Origin of the sequence: Fictibacillus nanhaiensis, from assembly GCF_036213205.1 — a bacterium.
Lineage (GTDB): Bacteria > Bacillota > Bacilli > Bacillales > Fictibacillaceae > Fictibacillus > Fictibacillus nanhaiensis_E.
Window position 1 is genome coordinate 25,306 of record NZ_JARMFC010000015.1, and the last position, 14,030, is coordinate 39,335.

Annotated in this window: 10 protein-coding genes; 4 read left to right on the forward strand and 6 right to left on the reverse strand. The window is 41.9% G+C overall.

Features of this window, described 5'->3' with window-relative positions:
- Nucleotides 1–5 precede the first annotated feature (5 nt).
- Nucleotides 6–1,019, forward strand: a complete 1,014-nt coding sequence (locus P4V41_RS15255; protein WP_328085940.1) for an NADP-dependent oxidoreductase — start codon at nucleotides 6–8, stop codon at nucleotides 1,017–1,019.
- A 193-nt stretch (nucleotides 1,020–1,212) separates the two neighbouring features.
- Here the strand turns inward: P4V41_RS15255 and P4V41_RS15260 are convergent, their stop codons facing one another.
- Nucleotides 1,213–2,952 carry a PAS domain S-box protein gene (locus P4V41_RS15260; protein ID WP_328085941.1) on the reverse strand — a complete coding sequence of 580 codons (1,740 nt, stop codon included), beginning with the start codon at nucleotides 2,950–2,952 and terminating at the stop codon, nucleotides 1,213–1,215.
- 228 nt (nucleotides 2,953–3,180) lie between these two features.
- On the opposite strand from P4V41_RS15260, the gene P4V41_RS15265 reads away from it, so the two are divergent.
- Nucleotides 3,181–3,804 carry an AmiS/UreI family transporter gene (locus tag P4V41_RS15265; protein ID WP_328085943.1) on the forward strand — a complete coding sequence of 208 codons (624 nt, stop codon included), beginning with the start codon at nucleotides 3,181–3,183 and terminating at the stop codon, nucleotides 3,802–3,804.
- 303 nt (nucleotides 3,805–4,107) lie between these two features.
- Here P4V41_RS15265 and speB read toward each other — a convergent pair whose 3' ends face one another.
- The 4 genes from speB to P4V41_RS15285 form a co-directional block, all read right to left on the reverse strand.
- A complete protein-coding gene (speB, locus tag P4V41_RS15270; RefSeq protein WP_066399100.1) occupies nucleotides 4,108–4,980 on the reverse strand; it encodes an agmatinase in 873 nt (290 codons plus the stop codon).
- A gap of 311 nt (nucleotides 4,981–5,291) precedes the next feature.
- Nucleotides 5,292–6,122: a polyamine aminopropyltransferase gene (speE, locus tag P4V41_RS15275; protein ID WP_328085944.1), complete on the reverse strand. Its 831-nt coding sequence runs from the start codon at nucleotides 6,120–6,122 to the stop codon at nucleotides 5,292–5,294.
- Nucleotides 6,123–7,039: 917 nt separating this feature from the next.
- Nucleotides 7,040–7,885, reverse strand: a complete 846-nt coding sequence (locus tag P4V41_RS15280) for an alpha/beta hydrolase (RefSeq protein WP_328085945.1) — start codon at nucleotides 7,883–7,885, stop codon at nucleotides 7,040–7,042.
- 228 nt (nucleotides 7,886–8,113) lie between these two features.
- Nucleotides 8,114–9,400 (reverse strand): amidohydrolase, encoded by a 1,287-nt coding sequence (locus P4V41_RS15285; protein WP_328085946.1) that lies wholly within the window; start codon nucleotides 9,398–9,400, stop codon nucleotides 8,114–8,116.
- A gap of 118 nt (nucleotides 9,401–9,518) precedes the next feature.
- Here P4V41_RS15285 and P4V41_RS15290 point away from each other — a divergent pair, with 118 nt between their 5' ends.
- The gene (locus tag P4V41_RS15290; RefSeq protein WP_328085947.1) at nucleotides 9,519–11,582 is read left to right on the forward strand and encodes a PBP1A family penicillin-binding protein; all 2,064 of its coding nucleotides are present in this window, start codon (nucleotides 9,519–9,521) and stop codon (nucleotides 11,580–11,582) included.
- 346 nt (nucleotides 11,583–11,928) lie between these two features.
- On the opposite strand, the gene P4V41_RS15295 is transcribed toward P4V41_RS15290, so the two are convergent.
- Nucleotides 11,929–12,459, reverse strand: a complete 531-nt coding sequence (locus tag P4V41_RS15295) for a YwhD family protein (RefSeq protein ID WP_328085948.1) — start codon at nucleotides 12,457–12,459, stop codon at nucleotides 11,929–11,931.
- A 162-nt stretch (nucleotides 12,460–12,621) separates the two neighbouring features.
- Here P4V41_RS15295 and P4V41_RS15300 point away from each other — a divergent pair, with 162 nt between their 5' ends.
- Nucleotides 12,622–13,938 carry an NCS2 family permease gene (locus P4V41_RS15300; RefSeq protein WP_328085949.1) on the forward strand — a complete coding sequence of 439 codons (1,317 nt, stop codon included), beginning with the start codon at nucleotides 12,622–12,624 and terminating at the stop codon, nucleotides 13,936–13,938.
- The last annotated feature ends 92 nt before the right edge of the window (nucleotides 13,939–14,030 follow it).

The following is a 14,030-nucleotide window of genomic DNA, read 5'->3' on the forward strand; positions in this document are numbered from 1 at the left end:
TTTATATGAAGAACGAAAGAATTTTACTTGTGAATCGTCCAAAAGGCGCGCCGCAAAAAAGCGATTTTCGCTTTGAGGAAGCATCGACCCCAGCACTTGAAAGTAATCAGGTACTTTTAAAAACGATATATCTATCTGTAGATCCGTACATGAGAGGACGCATGAGTGACCGTAAATCATACGTGCCTCCATTTCAGTTAAACGAACCGATCTCGGGTGGAATCGTCGGCCAAGTTGTTGAATCTAATTCAGGCGAACTAGCAGAAGGTGACTTTGTGATCGGTAATTTAGCATGGCAAAAATACAACGTAGCGAGTGATGCTGAAGTTCGTAAATTAGATCCATCTCTTGCGCCACTCACTGCAAACCTTGGTGTGTTAGGCATGACTGGCTTAACGGCATACTTCGGTTTGCTTGATATCGGTAACCCACAAGAAGGCGAAACCGTTGTGGTCAGCGGTGCAGCTGGTGCTGTTGGTACGATTGTCGGCCAAATCGCTAAGATCAAAGGTGCACGTGTTGTTGGAATCGCAGGTTCAGATAAAAAGATCTCTTACTTAAAAGACGAGTTGGGGTTTGATGCTGCGATCAACTATAAGACGGAAAATGTGTATGAAGCATTAAAGGCCGCTTGTCCAGACGGTGTTGATGTTTATTTTGATAACGTTGGTGGAGAGATCTCTGATAGCGTATTGGCTTTAATCAATAAAGGCGCTCGCATTCCTGTTTGCGGTCAGATCGCGCTTTATAACCTTGAAAAACCGGATGTTGGTCCACGTATGCAAAGTCAAATTCTAATCAATAGTGCGCTTATGAAAGGTTTCATCGTTAGCGATTATGCGGCTCATTTTGAAGAAGGCGCGATTGAACTTGCCAAATGGGTAAAAGAAGGAAAGATTTCTTATAGCGAAAATATCGTAGACGGATTTGAAAATACGATCGATGCGTTCTTAGGACTGTTTTCAGGTGAAAACACAGGAAAACAGCTTGTAAAAGTGGCTGAGCCGGAGAATGTGTAACAAAAGGCGATAGTTTTAGGGAGCTTTTCACTCAAAAAAAGGTGAAAAGCTTCTTTTTTATGTAGTTGGGGTGATGCTGTTCAAAAGAATTCGAGAAATTAGAGTGATATTACGGCGAGTTTACAAAAATCGACAAAGCTCCTCGATAGAAAACTTGAGCTGAAAACTTCCCCATCAGCTCAAATCCATCACATTACACAGGCAACACCATACTAGCCGTAGTGCCTTCACCCTCTATACTCGTAAACCGAAGTTCACCTTTGTGTTCCTTCATAATTTTAGAGCTGATCATCAGACCGAGCCCTGTCCCTTTTTCTTTCGTCGTATAAAAAGGCTCACACATTTTCTCAATTCGATTTCTCGGAATGCCACACCCTTGATCTTTTACAGTCACATGAATCTGGCTATCAATCTTCTGCGCCTGAATCATGATCTCTCCACCATCATTCATCGAATCGATCGCATTTTTCAATAAGTTGATCAGCACTTGCTTCAGCTCATTTTCTTCCGCATGAATATGAGGGAGAACATCAGCCATCATCGTTTTGATCTTTATGTTTTGTACGACTGCTTCAGGTTGAAGAAGCGTTTCTACAAATTCAATGATTTCTTTTAAACACGTTTTCTTATACGTTCGGACTTGGGGTTTTGCCAACAATAACAGCTGCCCCATAATCTGATCGATGCGGTTCAGTTCTTTATCCATGATGCTGTAGTAGTTGGATGGATCAACTTCTTTGCTTTCTTGTAAAAATTGAATGAACCCTTTCAATGAAGTTAGCGGATTTCTGATTTCATGCGCAACTGATGCCGCAAGCTGTCCAACGATTGAAAGTTTGTCAGATTGGCGAAGCAAGTCTTCTGATTTTTTTCGATCTGAGATGTCGCGCGTAACCCCAATGATCTCGACGACTTTACCGGTGTCATCTATGATGCTTTTACACGATGTTTCGAGCCACACATAATGCCCATCTTTATGCTGTAAGCGAAAAGGAACGGTTTTCGTACATGGCCCTGCAACTAACTCATCATGTGCTTTTCTTGAGATATCTTCGTCATCGGGATGAAGCATAGGATAACCGGTACCTCCTAAGATTTCTTCAGGTCTTTTCCCTAATAACCCAAACGATGCTGGTGAAATATACGTAAAAGAGCCGTCTGCTTTATGTGTTGTAATCATATCCATCGCGTTTTCAGCAAGCAGTCTATATCTCCCTTCACTCTCTTCTAATAGCTGTCGAGACTCAATCTTTTCCGTTACCTCTCGACCAAAAACAAGCAAGTTCTTTCGTGATCCATCTGAATGAAACACCGGAATTTTATAAACATCAAAAAAACGAGTGCTGCCATCTCGCGCAGGCACGAACTCTTCACACCGAACAATTTCTCTCGCCTGCCACACTTGTTCATCAGTCTCGATACAATACTGAAAAACTTCACAAAAGGCAGGCGCAATCTCCACTAAATCAGCATCAGTCTTTCCCGTAAAATCAAAACCCGGCAGTTCAAATAGCTCACCTACAAATTCATTCGCAAACACAAAACGACCTTCTCCATCTTTTATACCGATAAAATCCGGTACGATGTTCATCAACGTTTTCATAAGAGGCTCCTGACAAGAATGAACGACAGCGGGCAGTTCTTTCAAGATATAATAACGGAACGAACATTCAGCAAACGGTAAAAATCCTTCACTAACTTTTACAGAAATAAAACCATTTACAGCAAGCAATGTTCCTTCGTCACTATCTGAATGACGTAATAGCACCTCATCCACTGACTTTCCCGTTTCAAAAGCTGCCTGATCTGTCAGATTCAAATAATGTTGATTGACTCCTGTTATGTCTTCATTCTGATTCACAACCACTACGGCTTCAGAAAGCTGATCGATAAACGTTTGAAAATACTCCATCTCTTTTGAAATCGCTGTCATTCTTTTTGTCCCCCCTTTATCCATCTAAATCTCTACTGTAACTATAGCAAAAAAGACTTAATGATATAGCAAATTTCGACAAATTTAGCCAAAAACAATTTAAGTCAGATCCTTCCTACTATTTTTCTTCAGATTTCCATTGCTTTACACTTAAGAATTTACTATATTTGATTAATGTAAGAGGTCTGACCTCTAAAAATTATCTTATAAAGTAATGAGGGAATAATTATGGGTGCTATAGGTTTGCTGTTTTCAGGCGGAGCTTTATTCTTAAACAGTTTAATGTTGCTCGGAAAAGCTGAAGAAAAAAGTGTCGCGTTTTTCAATATATTGGTCGGATTGCTTCAAGTCATCACACCGATCTATCTTATTATTACGTCCGATGGATCCAACTGGTCGATGTTCAATAACGGCGCTGTCTTCTTGTTTGGGTTCACGTACCTTTATCTAGGGGTAACGATTTTAAAAGGATTCGATTCTAGCGGCCTCGGTTGGTACTCATTGTGGGTATCGATGATGGCTATCGTTTATGCACTTGTGTTTTACGTTCAAGAAAATGACGTAGTAAATGCCCTAACTTGGGTGTTGTGGGCGTTCCTATGGTTTCTGTTCTTCTTGTCGTCCGCACTTAAAAAACCCTACGAAAATTATATCGGAAGAGTCGCTTTCGTTCAGTCATGGGTAACGTTAACGCTTCCTTCCCTATTCATGTTGCTTGATTTTTGGCAAAACGCCAAGCTTCAAGAAATTTGGACGTATATATGCATCGGATCAATGGTTTATTTCGTAGTAGAAGCGATTTTGTTTGCAAAATACATCAAAGAAGAAAAATTAGTTGAAGAATTAGCTTAGTTGATATGCCGGTCTCGATGATTCGAGGCCGGTTTTCTTATGTATTGGGGTCTGCTGAATGTTGATTGATGATGGTGGCGGATGGCGATTAAGTCGTTTTGATGAGTAATTAAGTCGGAGTATGGTTCAATTAAGTCTATTTCGAAAAAATTAAGTCAAAATCCATACCAATTAAGTCTAATTCAGCAAATAAAGGCCGTTCGACACAGCTCGACATGCACATACTCCTAAAATTTACACCAAATAAAAAACCCCTGTCTAACTGCTGCCAAAAACAGCTTTCAAACAGGAGGTTCATTTAAATTATTTTACCCAACCTAACAAAATTTCACGAAGAAACTTGCTAGCTGCGATCGGTGTTTGCTCGGAGTGGTCATAAACTGGAGCAACTTCAACTAAGTCTGCTCCGATTACGTTGATGTCCGCTTTTGCGATCAGCTGAATTGCTTCAAGAAGCTCTTTTGACGTGATTCCGCCCGCTTCTGCTGTTCCTGTTCCTGGAGCTGCAGATGGATCTAACACATCGATATCGATCGTAACATACACGTTACGTCCCTTTAATGTTGGAAGAACTTCTTTTAACGGCTCAGCTACATCGAACTTGTACATGTGCATGCCGCTAGTTTTTGCGAATTCGAACTCTTCACGCATTCCTGAACGGATTCCGAACGAATACACGTTTTCCGCGCCGATCAGATCGCACACTTTACGAATCGGTGTTGAGTGAGAAAGAACTTCTCCTTCATACTGCTCGCGAAGGTCAGCATGTGCATCGATATGAATCACGACATAGTCGTCATACTTTTGCTTCAATGCTTTGAATACCGGCCAAGTCACTAGGTGCTCTCCACCCATTCCAAGCGGAAACTTGTTGTCAGCGAGTAACGTTGATACGTACTCTTCAATCATATCAAGAGAACGCTGAGGATTTCCGAACGGTAACGGAATGTCTCCTGCATCAAAATAGTTCACTTCTTCAAGGTGCTTGTCCATATACGGGCTGTACTCTTCAAGGCCAAGAGATGCCTCACGAATACGTGCAGGGCCAAAACGGCTACCCGGACGGAATGAAACCGTCCAATCCATCGGCATGCCGTAAAGAACAGCATCAGCTGTTTTATAATCAGGCTTACTTAAAATAAAAACATTTCCAGAATAAGCTTCGTCAAAACGCATGATTTTACACTCCTTATGTAAAATACAGGACCGTCGCGAAAGTAAGTTCACACTCACTTTTGACGGCCCCTATTTTTCTTATTATTTTTACTGTTTTCGTTGATTGTTGCGTGCGCGCTTCTTTCACTAAAAAGCTTAATAGTAAATTGATTGTAGTGTAAGGTGCGAGACTCCTGCGGGACAGGTGGGCAGGTGAGACACTTAAGAGTGAAACGTTGCGAATGTGGCTCACCGCCTGCCCCGCGGAAAGCGAAGCACCTGAAACGGAAATCAACTACTTTCTAAAGCAACAAAGCATAAGTAATACAGGATTATTTTTTAATCAAGTCACTCACAAACTTCGGCAATGCGAACGCAGCTGTGTGAAGTTGCGGCGTCCAATATTTCGTCTCAATATCATGGAAACGAGCAGCAGGAACTTCTAATGGATCGTGTTTCTTAGATCCGATCGTGAACGTCCAAAGCCCGCTTGGGTAAGTTGGGATGTTCGCTGTGTAAAGACGCGTGATCGGGAAGATCTCACTAACATCGCTAAATACTTGAGAGATCAACTCAGGCGTAAACCAAGGGTTGTCCGTTTGAGCAACAAAGATTCCATCTTCTTTAAGTGCCTTAGAGATTCCTTCATAGAAACCTTTTTCAAAAAGCTTAGCAGCTGGTCCAACTGGCTCAGTTGAGTCAACCATGATTACATCGTACTCGTTATTGCTTGTTGCGATGTGCATGAATCCGTCATCTACTTTTACTTCAACGCGCGGGTTGTCTAAGTCCCCAGCGATTTCAGGCAGATACTGCTTAGAATACTCGATTACTTTTCCATCGATCTCAACAAGAACAGCTTTTTCAACAGATGGGTGCTTAAGCACTTCACGGATTACTCCACCGTCTCCTCCACCTACAACTAGAACGTTCTTCGGGTTAGGGTGTGTGAAAAGAGGTACGTGTGCTACCATCTCGTGGTAAACGAACTCGTCTTTTTGTGTTGTCATAACCATGCCATCAAGGATCAGCATGTTTCCGAACTCTTCTGTTTCAACCATATCTAGCTTTTGAAATTCTGTTTGCTCAGATACGTACGTTTTGTTAATCTTCATCGTAATTCCGAAATTTTCCGTTTGTTTTTCAGTAAACCAAATACTCATGTTGGTCTCACTCCTACTATATATTTTGAAATGCCAGGCATCGTTGTTTCGATATTTTACAAACAAAATGATTATAGCATTCCGGGACCTAAGATTCCAATTCAATTTTTGTAAGAAAGCAGCTAAATAAAAATAATTCCCTCCTTATCCATTCCACATTCTGAAATCCCTAATCTCTACCTACTAAAAATAGGTCAATTACCCCGTTTCTTTCGGCTGACTATTCTGACTACTTAAGTGGTATAATGGAGATAGCGTTCAGAAGGACAGACGGTCGGCGCATTCCCTTTTTTAAACTGAAGCTGGACATCTTGCGGGAATCCGCAGCTTACAGTTAAGGGGGGTGATGCCTCTGACGATCTTTGAGGCGTTGATGTTTGCGGTCGCTTTCAGCTCGCTTATCGTTACTGTCCTTACGTCTAAAAATAAATAGGCCTCTGTCACACGTGTAAAAGCACCGGCTTTTCGTCTCAGAAAATCCGGTTTCGCTTTACCGACTCGTGTGTCCCTTCTGGCGCCCCATTCGCCCGTGTCTTGAGCACGGGCGATTTCTTTTTAGTGAAGGTTTCTAAAAAATGGGATAATAAAGAGCAAAACGTGTTAACAGTTATACTTTTATTTGAATCTTTTTTTTGAAGAACAAATAGAGCACATGTGAACGAATTAAAGGGCAGCACTTGCTCTTATAATTAATTTGAACTTATACCAGGAGGGGTATCAACAACTCTAATTCTGGAATTTGAGGCCATAATCTTAGAAATATTTAAATTAATACGGCGAGTTTTGATCATACATCGGCGAGTTGACAATTTTCGACTCTAATCACCCCGTATAATACCCTCTTACCAACATGCCCGGAACTCAAGAATCAATAAAAAGCCATGAGCCTCCTACCCGCTCATGGCTTTTCCTCCTTATTAATCTACAGAACTATTCCTTACAATCGAATCTATTATGATGTTCCAATCCTCTGTGTGCAGCTCATGTCCCGTTCCTTCGAGCGTGACGAGTTCAGCATGCGGAATCGCTCTCGCAAGCGCTTGACCGTGTTCGAACGGAAGAGCTGGATCCTCAGTTCCATGAAGTATGATTGTTGGAACACCGATTTCACTCATACGATCCAAATACTCTTCACCGCCACCCAGAAACATATAATTGAATCTGCTTTGGATCTGCTTGGCACGTGTGTATTCTCTTTCCGCCAATGCGTACATCCTTTCCTTTTCAAAAGGCTTAGACCCTGATAGCACCGCCCATCCGTCTGCTAAATATGCAACAGACGCTTCTCGGTCGGACCAATCAATAGATGCACTTTTTCCATGAAAATCTAAAATTTTCTGATCCATCTGAGGCAGCTCAGCTTGCTCAGCACCAAAAACGCTGGACGCAAGGATCGTTAAACTAAGTACACGTTCAGGATGCTTGATCGCCATAATTTGCCCAATCATTCCCCCAAGAGACATTCCCATGATATTCACTTTATCTATTGAATAGGCATCTAGAATTCCAAATGCATCATCAGCTAGGTCTCTAATAGAATAGTTTGATGTTCCAGGTTCATAGACTACGGATTGACCGAGATCGCGGTGATCATAGCGAATCACATATCTCCCCTCTGCTGCAAGCCGCTTACAAAACTCTTCATCCCACCAATCGAGCGAAGACATCGCCCCCATGATGAGTAATACAGCAGGGTCACTAGGATTACCGAAGCTTTCAGTATTTATTTCCACTTGGTTTGTTTGTAAAAGTTGTTGTTTCATTCTTTTTTCCTCCGTAATTTTATTTTTTCGCTTGGAATAAAGCAGAGAGCAATAATTACTCAACGGAGTCTTCATGGCCTGCACTTGTCATTATCGATGTTTGATCCATTTAATGATCATGACGTGTCGGCCTCCTTCATATGTGAATTTGAAACCATTATATTTTAACATAATTTTCTGACTTTTATCTATTGAAAAAAAGTGCCACAATTCGAGGCACTCTTCAAATTACAGACGTTCTAGTAGTTTCTTTGTTTGTTCTCGTGCGGAATACATCACTTTTTCTTCATCAATCGTCTTCAACTCGCGGCCGCGCATAACAACCTTGCCGTCAATGATTACTGTATCCACGTCTTGCCCTGTTGCCGAATACACGAGAAGATTAGCCGGTTGATGACTCGGCGTCAGATGAAGCTTGTTCATATCCATTAACAGAATGTCTGCTTTCTTACCAATAGTTAACGATCCGACTTCATCACCAATCCCAAGTATGTCTGCTCCGTTCTGTGTCGCCATCGATAACACATCATGCGCACTCAGCACCGCCGCTTCTTCGTATTTCAATTTTTGGAACCAGCTAGCAGCTTTTATTTCTAAAAAGAGATCTAGAGAACTGGCACTCGCTGGTCCATCCGTTCCTAAACCAATTTTCACACCGCTGTCCATCAATCGTTTCACATCACTAATCCCGCACCCAAGCTTCGCGTTACTTACCGGATTATGAATGATACCGCCCTGCACCGTTTTCAGCGTTTCATAGTCTTCATCGTTAAAATGAACACCATGCGCGAGCAATACATGACGATCGAACACACCTGTTTGTTTTAAATATTCAACGGGTCTAAGCCCATGCTTATCTTTAATTATTTTCTCTTCATCTTTCGTTTCTGCCAAATGAATATGAAGCGGAACGTTTTTTTCTTTTGAAAGATTTACAGCAGCTCTCAAAAAATCAGGCGGGCACATATATGGTGAATGGGGTGCGATCATGGTTGTGATTCGACCGTCTCCTTTTCCGTGCCAGCGATCTACAACATCTGCAGCTTCTTTCAACCGACCTTCGTAATCCGAGTCCATTGCGATAAGTCCACGCGCTATAACGGAACGAATACCCGATTCAACGGCCGCTTCCCCGATCGTATCGACCCCTATGTACATATCTGCGTAAGAAGTTGTTCCACTCTTGATCATTTCCGCCATGGACAGAAGTGCGCCCCAATAGCGATCTTCATCGTTCATCTTCATCTCAAGCGGAAGCATCTTCTTATTGAGCCAAGTCATTAACGTCACATCATCACTATAACAGCGTAATAGAGACATTGGTGTATGCTGATGTCCGTTAACCAATCCCGGTAACGCAAGCATTCCTTTTCCGTCTAGCTTCTCAACTTTTTCATCGTATTCAAAGTTTCCTATTGAAGCAATTTCATTATTTTTTATAAGGATGTCTCCCGTGTTAACAACCCATTTTCCATCTGCCGAAACGGTCATATATTGAATGTTTTGTATAAGCATGTTTCGAACCTCCTCTTTCTCACAGCCATTATAGCACTTCATTCGCTTATCACGTTTAAGGAGCGTCTTTTTTCACCATACTAGATAAGAAAATGAGAGTTTTTAAGGAGGGCGGATTATGAAGTTTTGGCAGATCTATAAAGAAGCTACGAAACAGCAGAAAATACGCTGGATGAAAAAATGGGGTCTTATTGTCTCTGGATGCTTTGCATTATCCTTTGTCGGACTGTTGCTGCTCGCTAAACTCATGGGCCCTCCCGCTCTGCTCGTTCCGCAAACAACCATCATGTATGCAGCGGATGGTTCCAAAATGGGCGAGATCAACAACGGTGGTCAAAACCGATATTGGATCCCACTCGAAAAAATCGATAAAAATGTAATCGACGCCACCATCTCTATTGAGGACAAAAGTTTTTATAAGCATAACGGTTTTGATATGAAGAGGATTGGCGGTGCACTGCTTGCTGACATTAAGGCTGGCGCAAAAGTTCAAGGAGCTAGTACCATCACGCAACAGTATGCCCGCAATCTTTTTTTAACACATGAAAAATCATGGCGAAGAAAGTTTCAAGAAGCGTTCTACACACTGCGACTTGAGATGAGTTATTCAAAGGATGAGATTTTAGAAGGTTATTTGAACACGATCTATTACGGACATGGCTCTTACGGGATCCAGTCCGCTTCGCGCTATTATTTCGGCAAAGATGCTGAAGAGCTCTCACTAAGCGAAGCGACGATGTTGGCTGGCATCCCTAAAGGTCCGAGCTACTATTCGCCAATTCTTCATGAAGAGAACGCGAAAAAAAGACAAAGCATCATCTTAAATGCGATGGCTGAAGATGGAACAATTAAAAAGACTACCGTCCAAAAAGCAGCATCAGCACCATTAACGTATGTACGAGAAGAAGAGGAAGAGATTGCAACCGTCGCTCCTTACTTTCAAGATGCTGTGATGCGTGCTTTAAAAAAGGAACTGAACGTAAATACGAACTCGATACAGTTCGGTGGACTTCGTATCTACACAACGCTCGACCCAAAAATGCAAGAAGCCGCTGAACACACGGTTGAAAATCGCATCATCGATAACAGTTCGATCCAGACTGCATTAGTCGCTATGGATCCTCGAAGCGGAGATGTAAAAGCGCTCATTGGTGGCAGAGATTTTGAGCAGAGTTCGTTTAACCGTGCCCTTCAAGCGAAGCGCGCTCCAGGTTCAACATTCAAGCCGTTTCTATATTACACGGCGCTCGAACATGGATACACCGCATCAACTCCAATAAAATCAGAGCCAACAACATTCGCAATGGGCGACGGTGTAGGTGATTATAAGCCGAAGAACTTTAAAAATCGATATGCAAATGACTTTATTACGATGGCTCAAGCGCTCGCTCTGTCAGATAATATTTATGCTGTAAAAACGAATCTCTATCTCGGCCCTAAGAAGCTTGTTAAAACAGCTAAGAAATTTGGGATTAAAAGCGAACTCGCGAGCATCCCTTCACTAGCACTAGGATCAAAAGCAGTAGGCGTGTTAGAGCTTACGAACGCATACGGCGTTTTTGCGAACGGCGGAAAAAAAGTAGAGCCCGTTTTTATTACGAAGATTACCGATTCAAAAGGCAAAGTGCTGTATGAACATAAATATGAAAGCAAACAAGTCATCGACGAGAACAAAGCTTTCGTTATGACTGATCTGTTAGCCGGGACTTTTGATGAAAAATTAAATGATTATACAAGCGTTACAGGTTCAAGTATCAACCATTACTTGACCCGTCCGATGGCAGGAAAATCCGGCTCTACGCCAAACGACAGCTGGATGGTCGGATATTCTCCACAACTCGTTACAGGTGTTTGGGTCGGGTACGATAACAACGAAGAGCTACATGATGTAAACGATACGGGTTATTCCAAACGGATCTGGGCTTATTTTATGGAAAGCGCATTGAAAAACAAAGAAATCTTATCGTTTGAACAGCCAGAAGGCGTAACAGCGGTAACGATCAATCCGCAAAACGGCAAGCTCGCAACCGAAAGCTGTCCCGTAACGCGCATCTCTTATTATGAAAAAGGAACAGAACCTGTAGAGTATTGTGACGAACATGGCGCTTCAAGTGAAATAAAAGCAAAATTAGAGCAGAAAAAAGAGGAAAAAGGATTTTTCAAGCGGATTTTTTCTTGGTGATGCATGAGTAAGTGTGGCTGGCTTGCTATGCGAAGCGGTTGATTCTTAAGTTTCGGGCTGAAATCCAAAAGTTTTGAGCTTGAATCCATAAGTTTCGGGCTTTAATCCACGAGTTTAAGGAAGATATCCACGTGTCGACAAAATTCGAACGATTCTACCTCATTCGATGTCTACAACATACTTAAAAAGACAAAATAAAATGCCCGGGGCTCTACTACAGGAGCCTCGGGCACTTTATTGTCCTAGAAACATTGTGTGTACAATGCTACCTATATTTTAATGGAAGTGCTTTCTTGTCACAAGTTATTTGCAAAATGTTCAAAAAAGGTTCATAACTTTGCCATTTTTATTCCACTAATGACTTGATTTCATCACTAGAACGGTTAAACATCGCTTTATCATGCTCTTTAAGGAAGTTTCCTAACACGCGACGAGCGTTTTCGTCCATATCCTCTACGATCACTTTGCCCTTCATGGATTTATCCATACGGTTTACGTGTTCTGGAAGACTTTTGTACCCTCTTCGTGCTTCAACATCTACTTGCATCTCGCAAGCCGTCAACCCGAAGTAAAACGGTCCTTCTGCTTTTCTGTTGATCGTAACCCAAACGAGCCAATAAAGACGAGGGTTTGGTGTATCTTCACGATTAGGCGTAAACTTGATGCGTTTTTCTACATCACTTCTCGCGTGCATTGCACCCATATCGATATAAGCGATCGACTCTTCAACATCGACGATTACTGGTGTTACGTGATCAAGCGTCAGACTTCCAACACCATAACCGCCATGACCATCTGTCGAATCACCACTAATAATAGTAAAGCCCATCCCTTTTTTCTTTTTATCACCATCATTGGAATTGAAAAAATCTTTCATGCTTCCAGCTCCTCTAAACATTCATTGTTATCACGTATTGTATCACAAATCATAAAAAACTCTCAGTTGGAAACTTTATAGATAACTGTTGAAATTGCACTTAAAAACGAATATTATATATCATGTACTCATAAATCGTTCGTATTTTGGAGGTTCTAACGTATGCTTTCTTCATTTTTTAAACTAAAAGAACTTGGTACAACCATCAAAACAGAAATTTTAGCGGGAATTACAACATTCCTAACGATGGTGTACATTGTTATAGTCAACCCGATTATCCTGCATTCGGCCGGTGTTCCTTTTGACACTGTGTTTATCGCAACAATTATTGCCACGGTAGTCGGAACATTATGGATGGCCCTACTCGCCAACTATCCGATCGCCATCGCTCCAGGTATGGGATTGAACGCCTATTTTGCATTTTCTGTTGTAGGTAACAACCCTGATATCGATTACCGTATTGCTTTCGGTGCAGTGTTCGTTGCAGGTATTATTTTCGTCATCTTATCCTTAACACCGTTTCGTGAAAAATTGATCGAATCTATTCCAGCAAACCTAAAGCATGGTATTACAGCTGGTATCGGACTGTTTATCGCATTCATCGGTTTGCGTCTTACTAAAATCATTGTGGCTCACCCTGATAACCTAGTAACTTTAGGTGATATGCATTCACCAACGGTTCTCCTTGCTCTTGGTGGTCTTGCTATCACGTTGATCCTGATGGGACTAAACGTGAACGGTGCTTTGTTCTTCGGAATGATCATCACTGGTGCAATCGCCTATTTTACAGGGCATTTAGAGTTTAAAGAAGGTTTCGTATCTACACCAAACTTACCATCAGAACTTTTCATCTTTGGTGATCCGATCACAGCCTTTTCTGACGTGTTTCAATATGGATTATATGCCGTAGTTTTCTCGTTCTTGCTTGTAACGATCTTTGATACTACTGGTACGATGGTTGGTGTAGCAGAACAAGCTGGACTAATGAAAGGCAATAAGATGCCTCGTGCACGTCAAGCTTTGTTAGCTGATTCCGTTGCGACAACAGTTGGTGCTGCGTTTGGTACGAGTCCTACAAGCGCTTATATCGAATCATCTTCAGGCGTAGCTGCAGGCGGCCGTTCTGGTTTAACGTCTGTTGTCGTAGCCATTCTATTTGTAGCCGCTGCATTCTTCTCACCACTTGTAGGTGCGATCTCAGGATTAGCCGCTATTACAGCACCGACACTTATTATTGTTGGAAGCTTGATGCTTGGTTCACTAAGTAAAATTAAATGGAACGAACTTGATGAAGCATTTCCAGCGTTCTTGATCATTTTAACGATGCCTTTAACGTCTTCTATTGCAACAGGTATCGCATTAGGTTTCATCTCGTATCCGATCCTAAAAATTGTAAAAGGTAAATATCGTGAAGTTCCGTTCTTGGTTTACTTATTTGCGGTGTTGTTCTTCTATCAACTAGCGTTTTTACCTCACTAAAAATAGTTTGAAAGCAGTTGATTTCCGCTCCAGGTTGCACGCTTTCCACGGGGCGAACGGTGAGCCTCCTGTCGCTACGCGCCTTTAGGAGT

What these genes read in the sequence shown, in the direction of transcription:
- P4V41_RS15260 (WP_328085941.1), bottom strand. Translation starts at nt 2,952, where the DNA reads ATGACAGCGATTTCAAAAGAGATGGAGTATTTTCAAACGTTTATCGAT.
- P4V41_RS15290 (WP_328085947.1), top strand. Translation starts at nt 9,519, where the DNA reads ATGAAGTTTTGGCAGATCTATAAAGAAGCTACGAAACAGCAGAAAATA.
- P4V41_RS15285 (WP_328085946.1), bottom strand. Translation starts at nt 9,400, where the DNA reads ATGCTTATACAAAACATTCAATATATGACCGTTTCGGCAGATGGAAAA.
- P4V41_RS15280 (WP_328085945.1), bottom strand. Translation starts at nt 7,885, where the DNA reads ATGAAACAACAACTTTTACAAACAAACCAAGTGGAAATAAATACTGAA.
- P4V41_RS15300 (WP_328085949.1), top strand. Translation starts at nt 12,622, where the DNA reads ATGCTTTCTTCATTTTTTAAACTAAAAGAACTTGGTACAACCATCAAA.
- P4V41_RS15295 (WP_328085948.1), bottom strand. Translation starts at nt 12,459, where the DNA reads ATGAAAGATTTTTTCAATTCCAATGATGGTGATAAAAAGAAAAAAGGG.
- P4V41_RS15255 (WP_328085940.1), top strand. Translation starts at nt 6, where the DNA reads ATGAAGAACGAAAGAATTTTACTTGTGAATCGTCCAAAAGGCGCGCCG.
- P4V41_RS15265 (WP_328085943.1), top strand. Translation starts at nt 3,181, where the DNA reads ATGGGTGCTATAGGTTTGCTGTTTTCAGGCGGAGCTTTATTCTTAAAC.
- speE (WP_328085944.1), bottom strand. Translation starts at nt 6,122, where the DNA reads ATGAGTATTTGGTTTACTGAAAAACAAACGGAAAATTTCGGAATTACG.
- speB (WP_066399100.1), bottom strand. Translation starts at nt 4,980, where the DNA reads ATGCGTTTTGACGAAGCTTATTCTGGAAATGTTTTTATTTTAAGTAAG.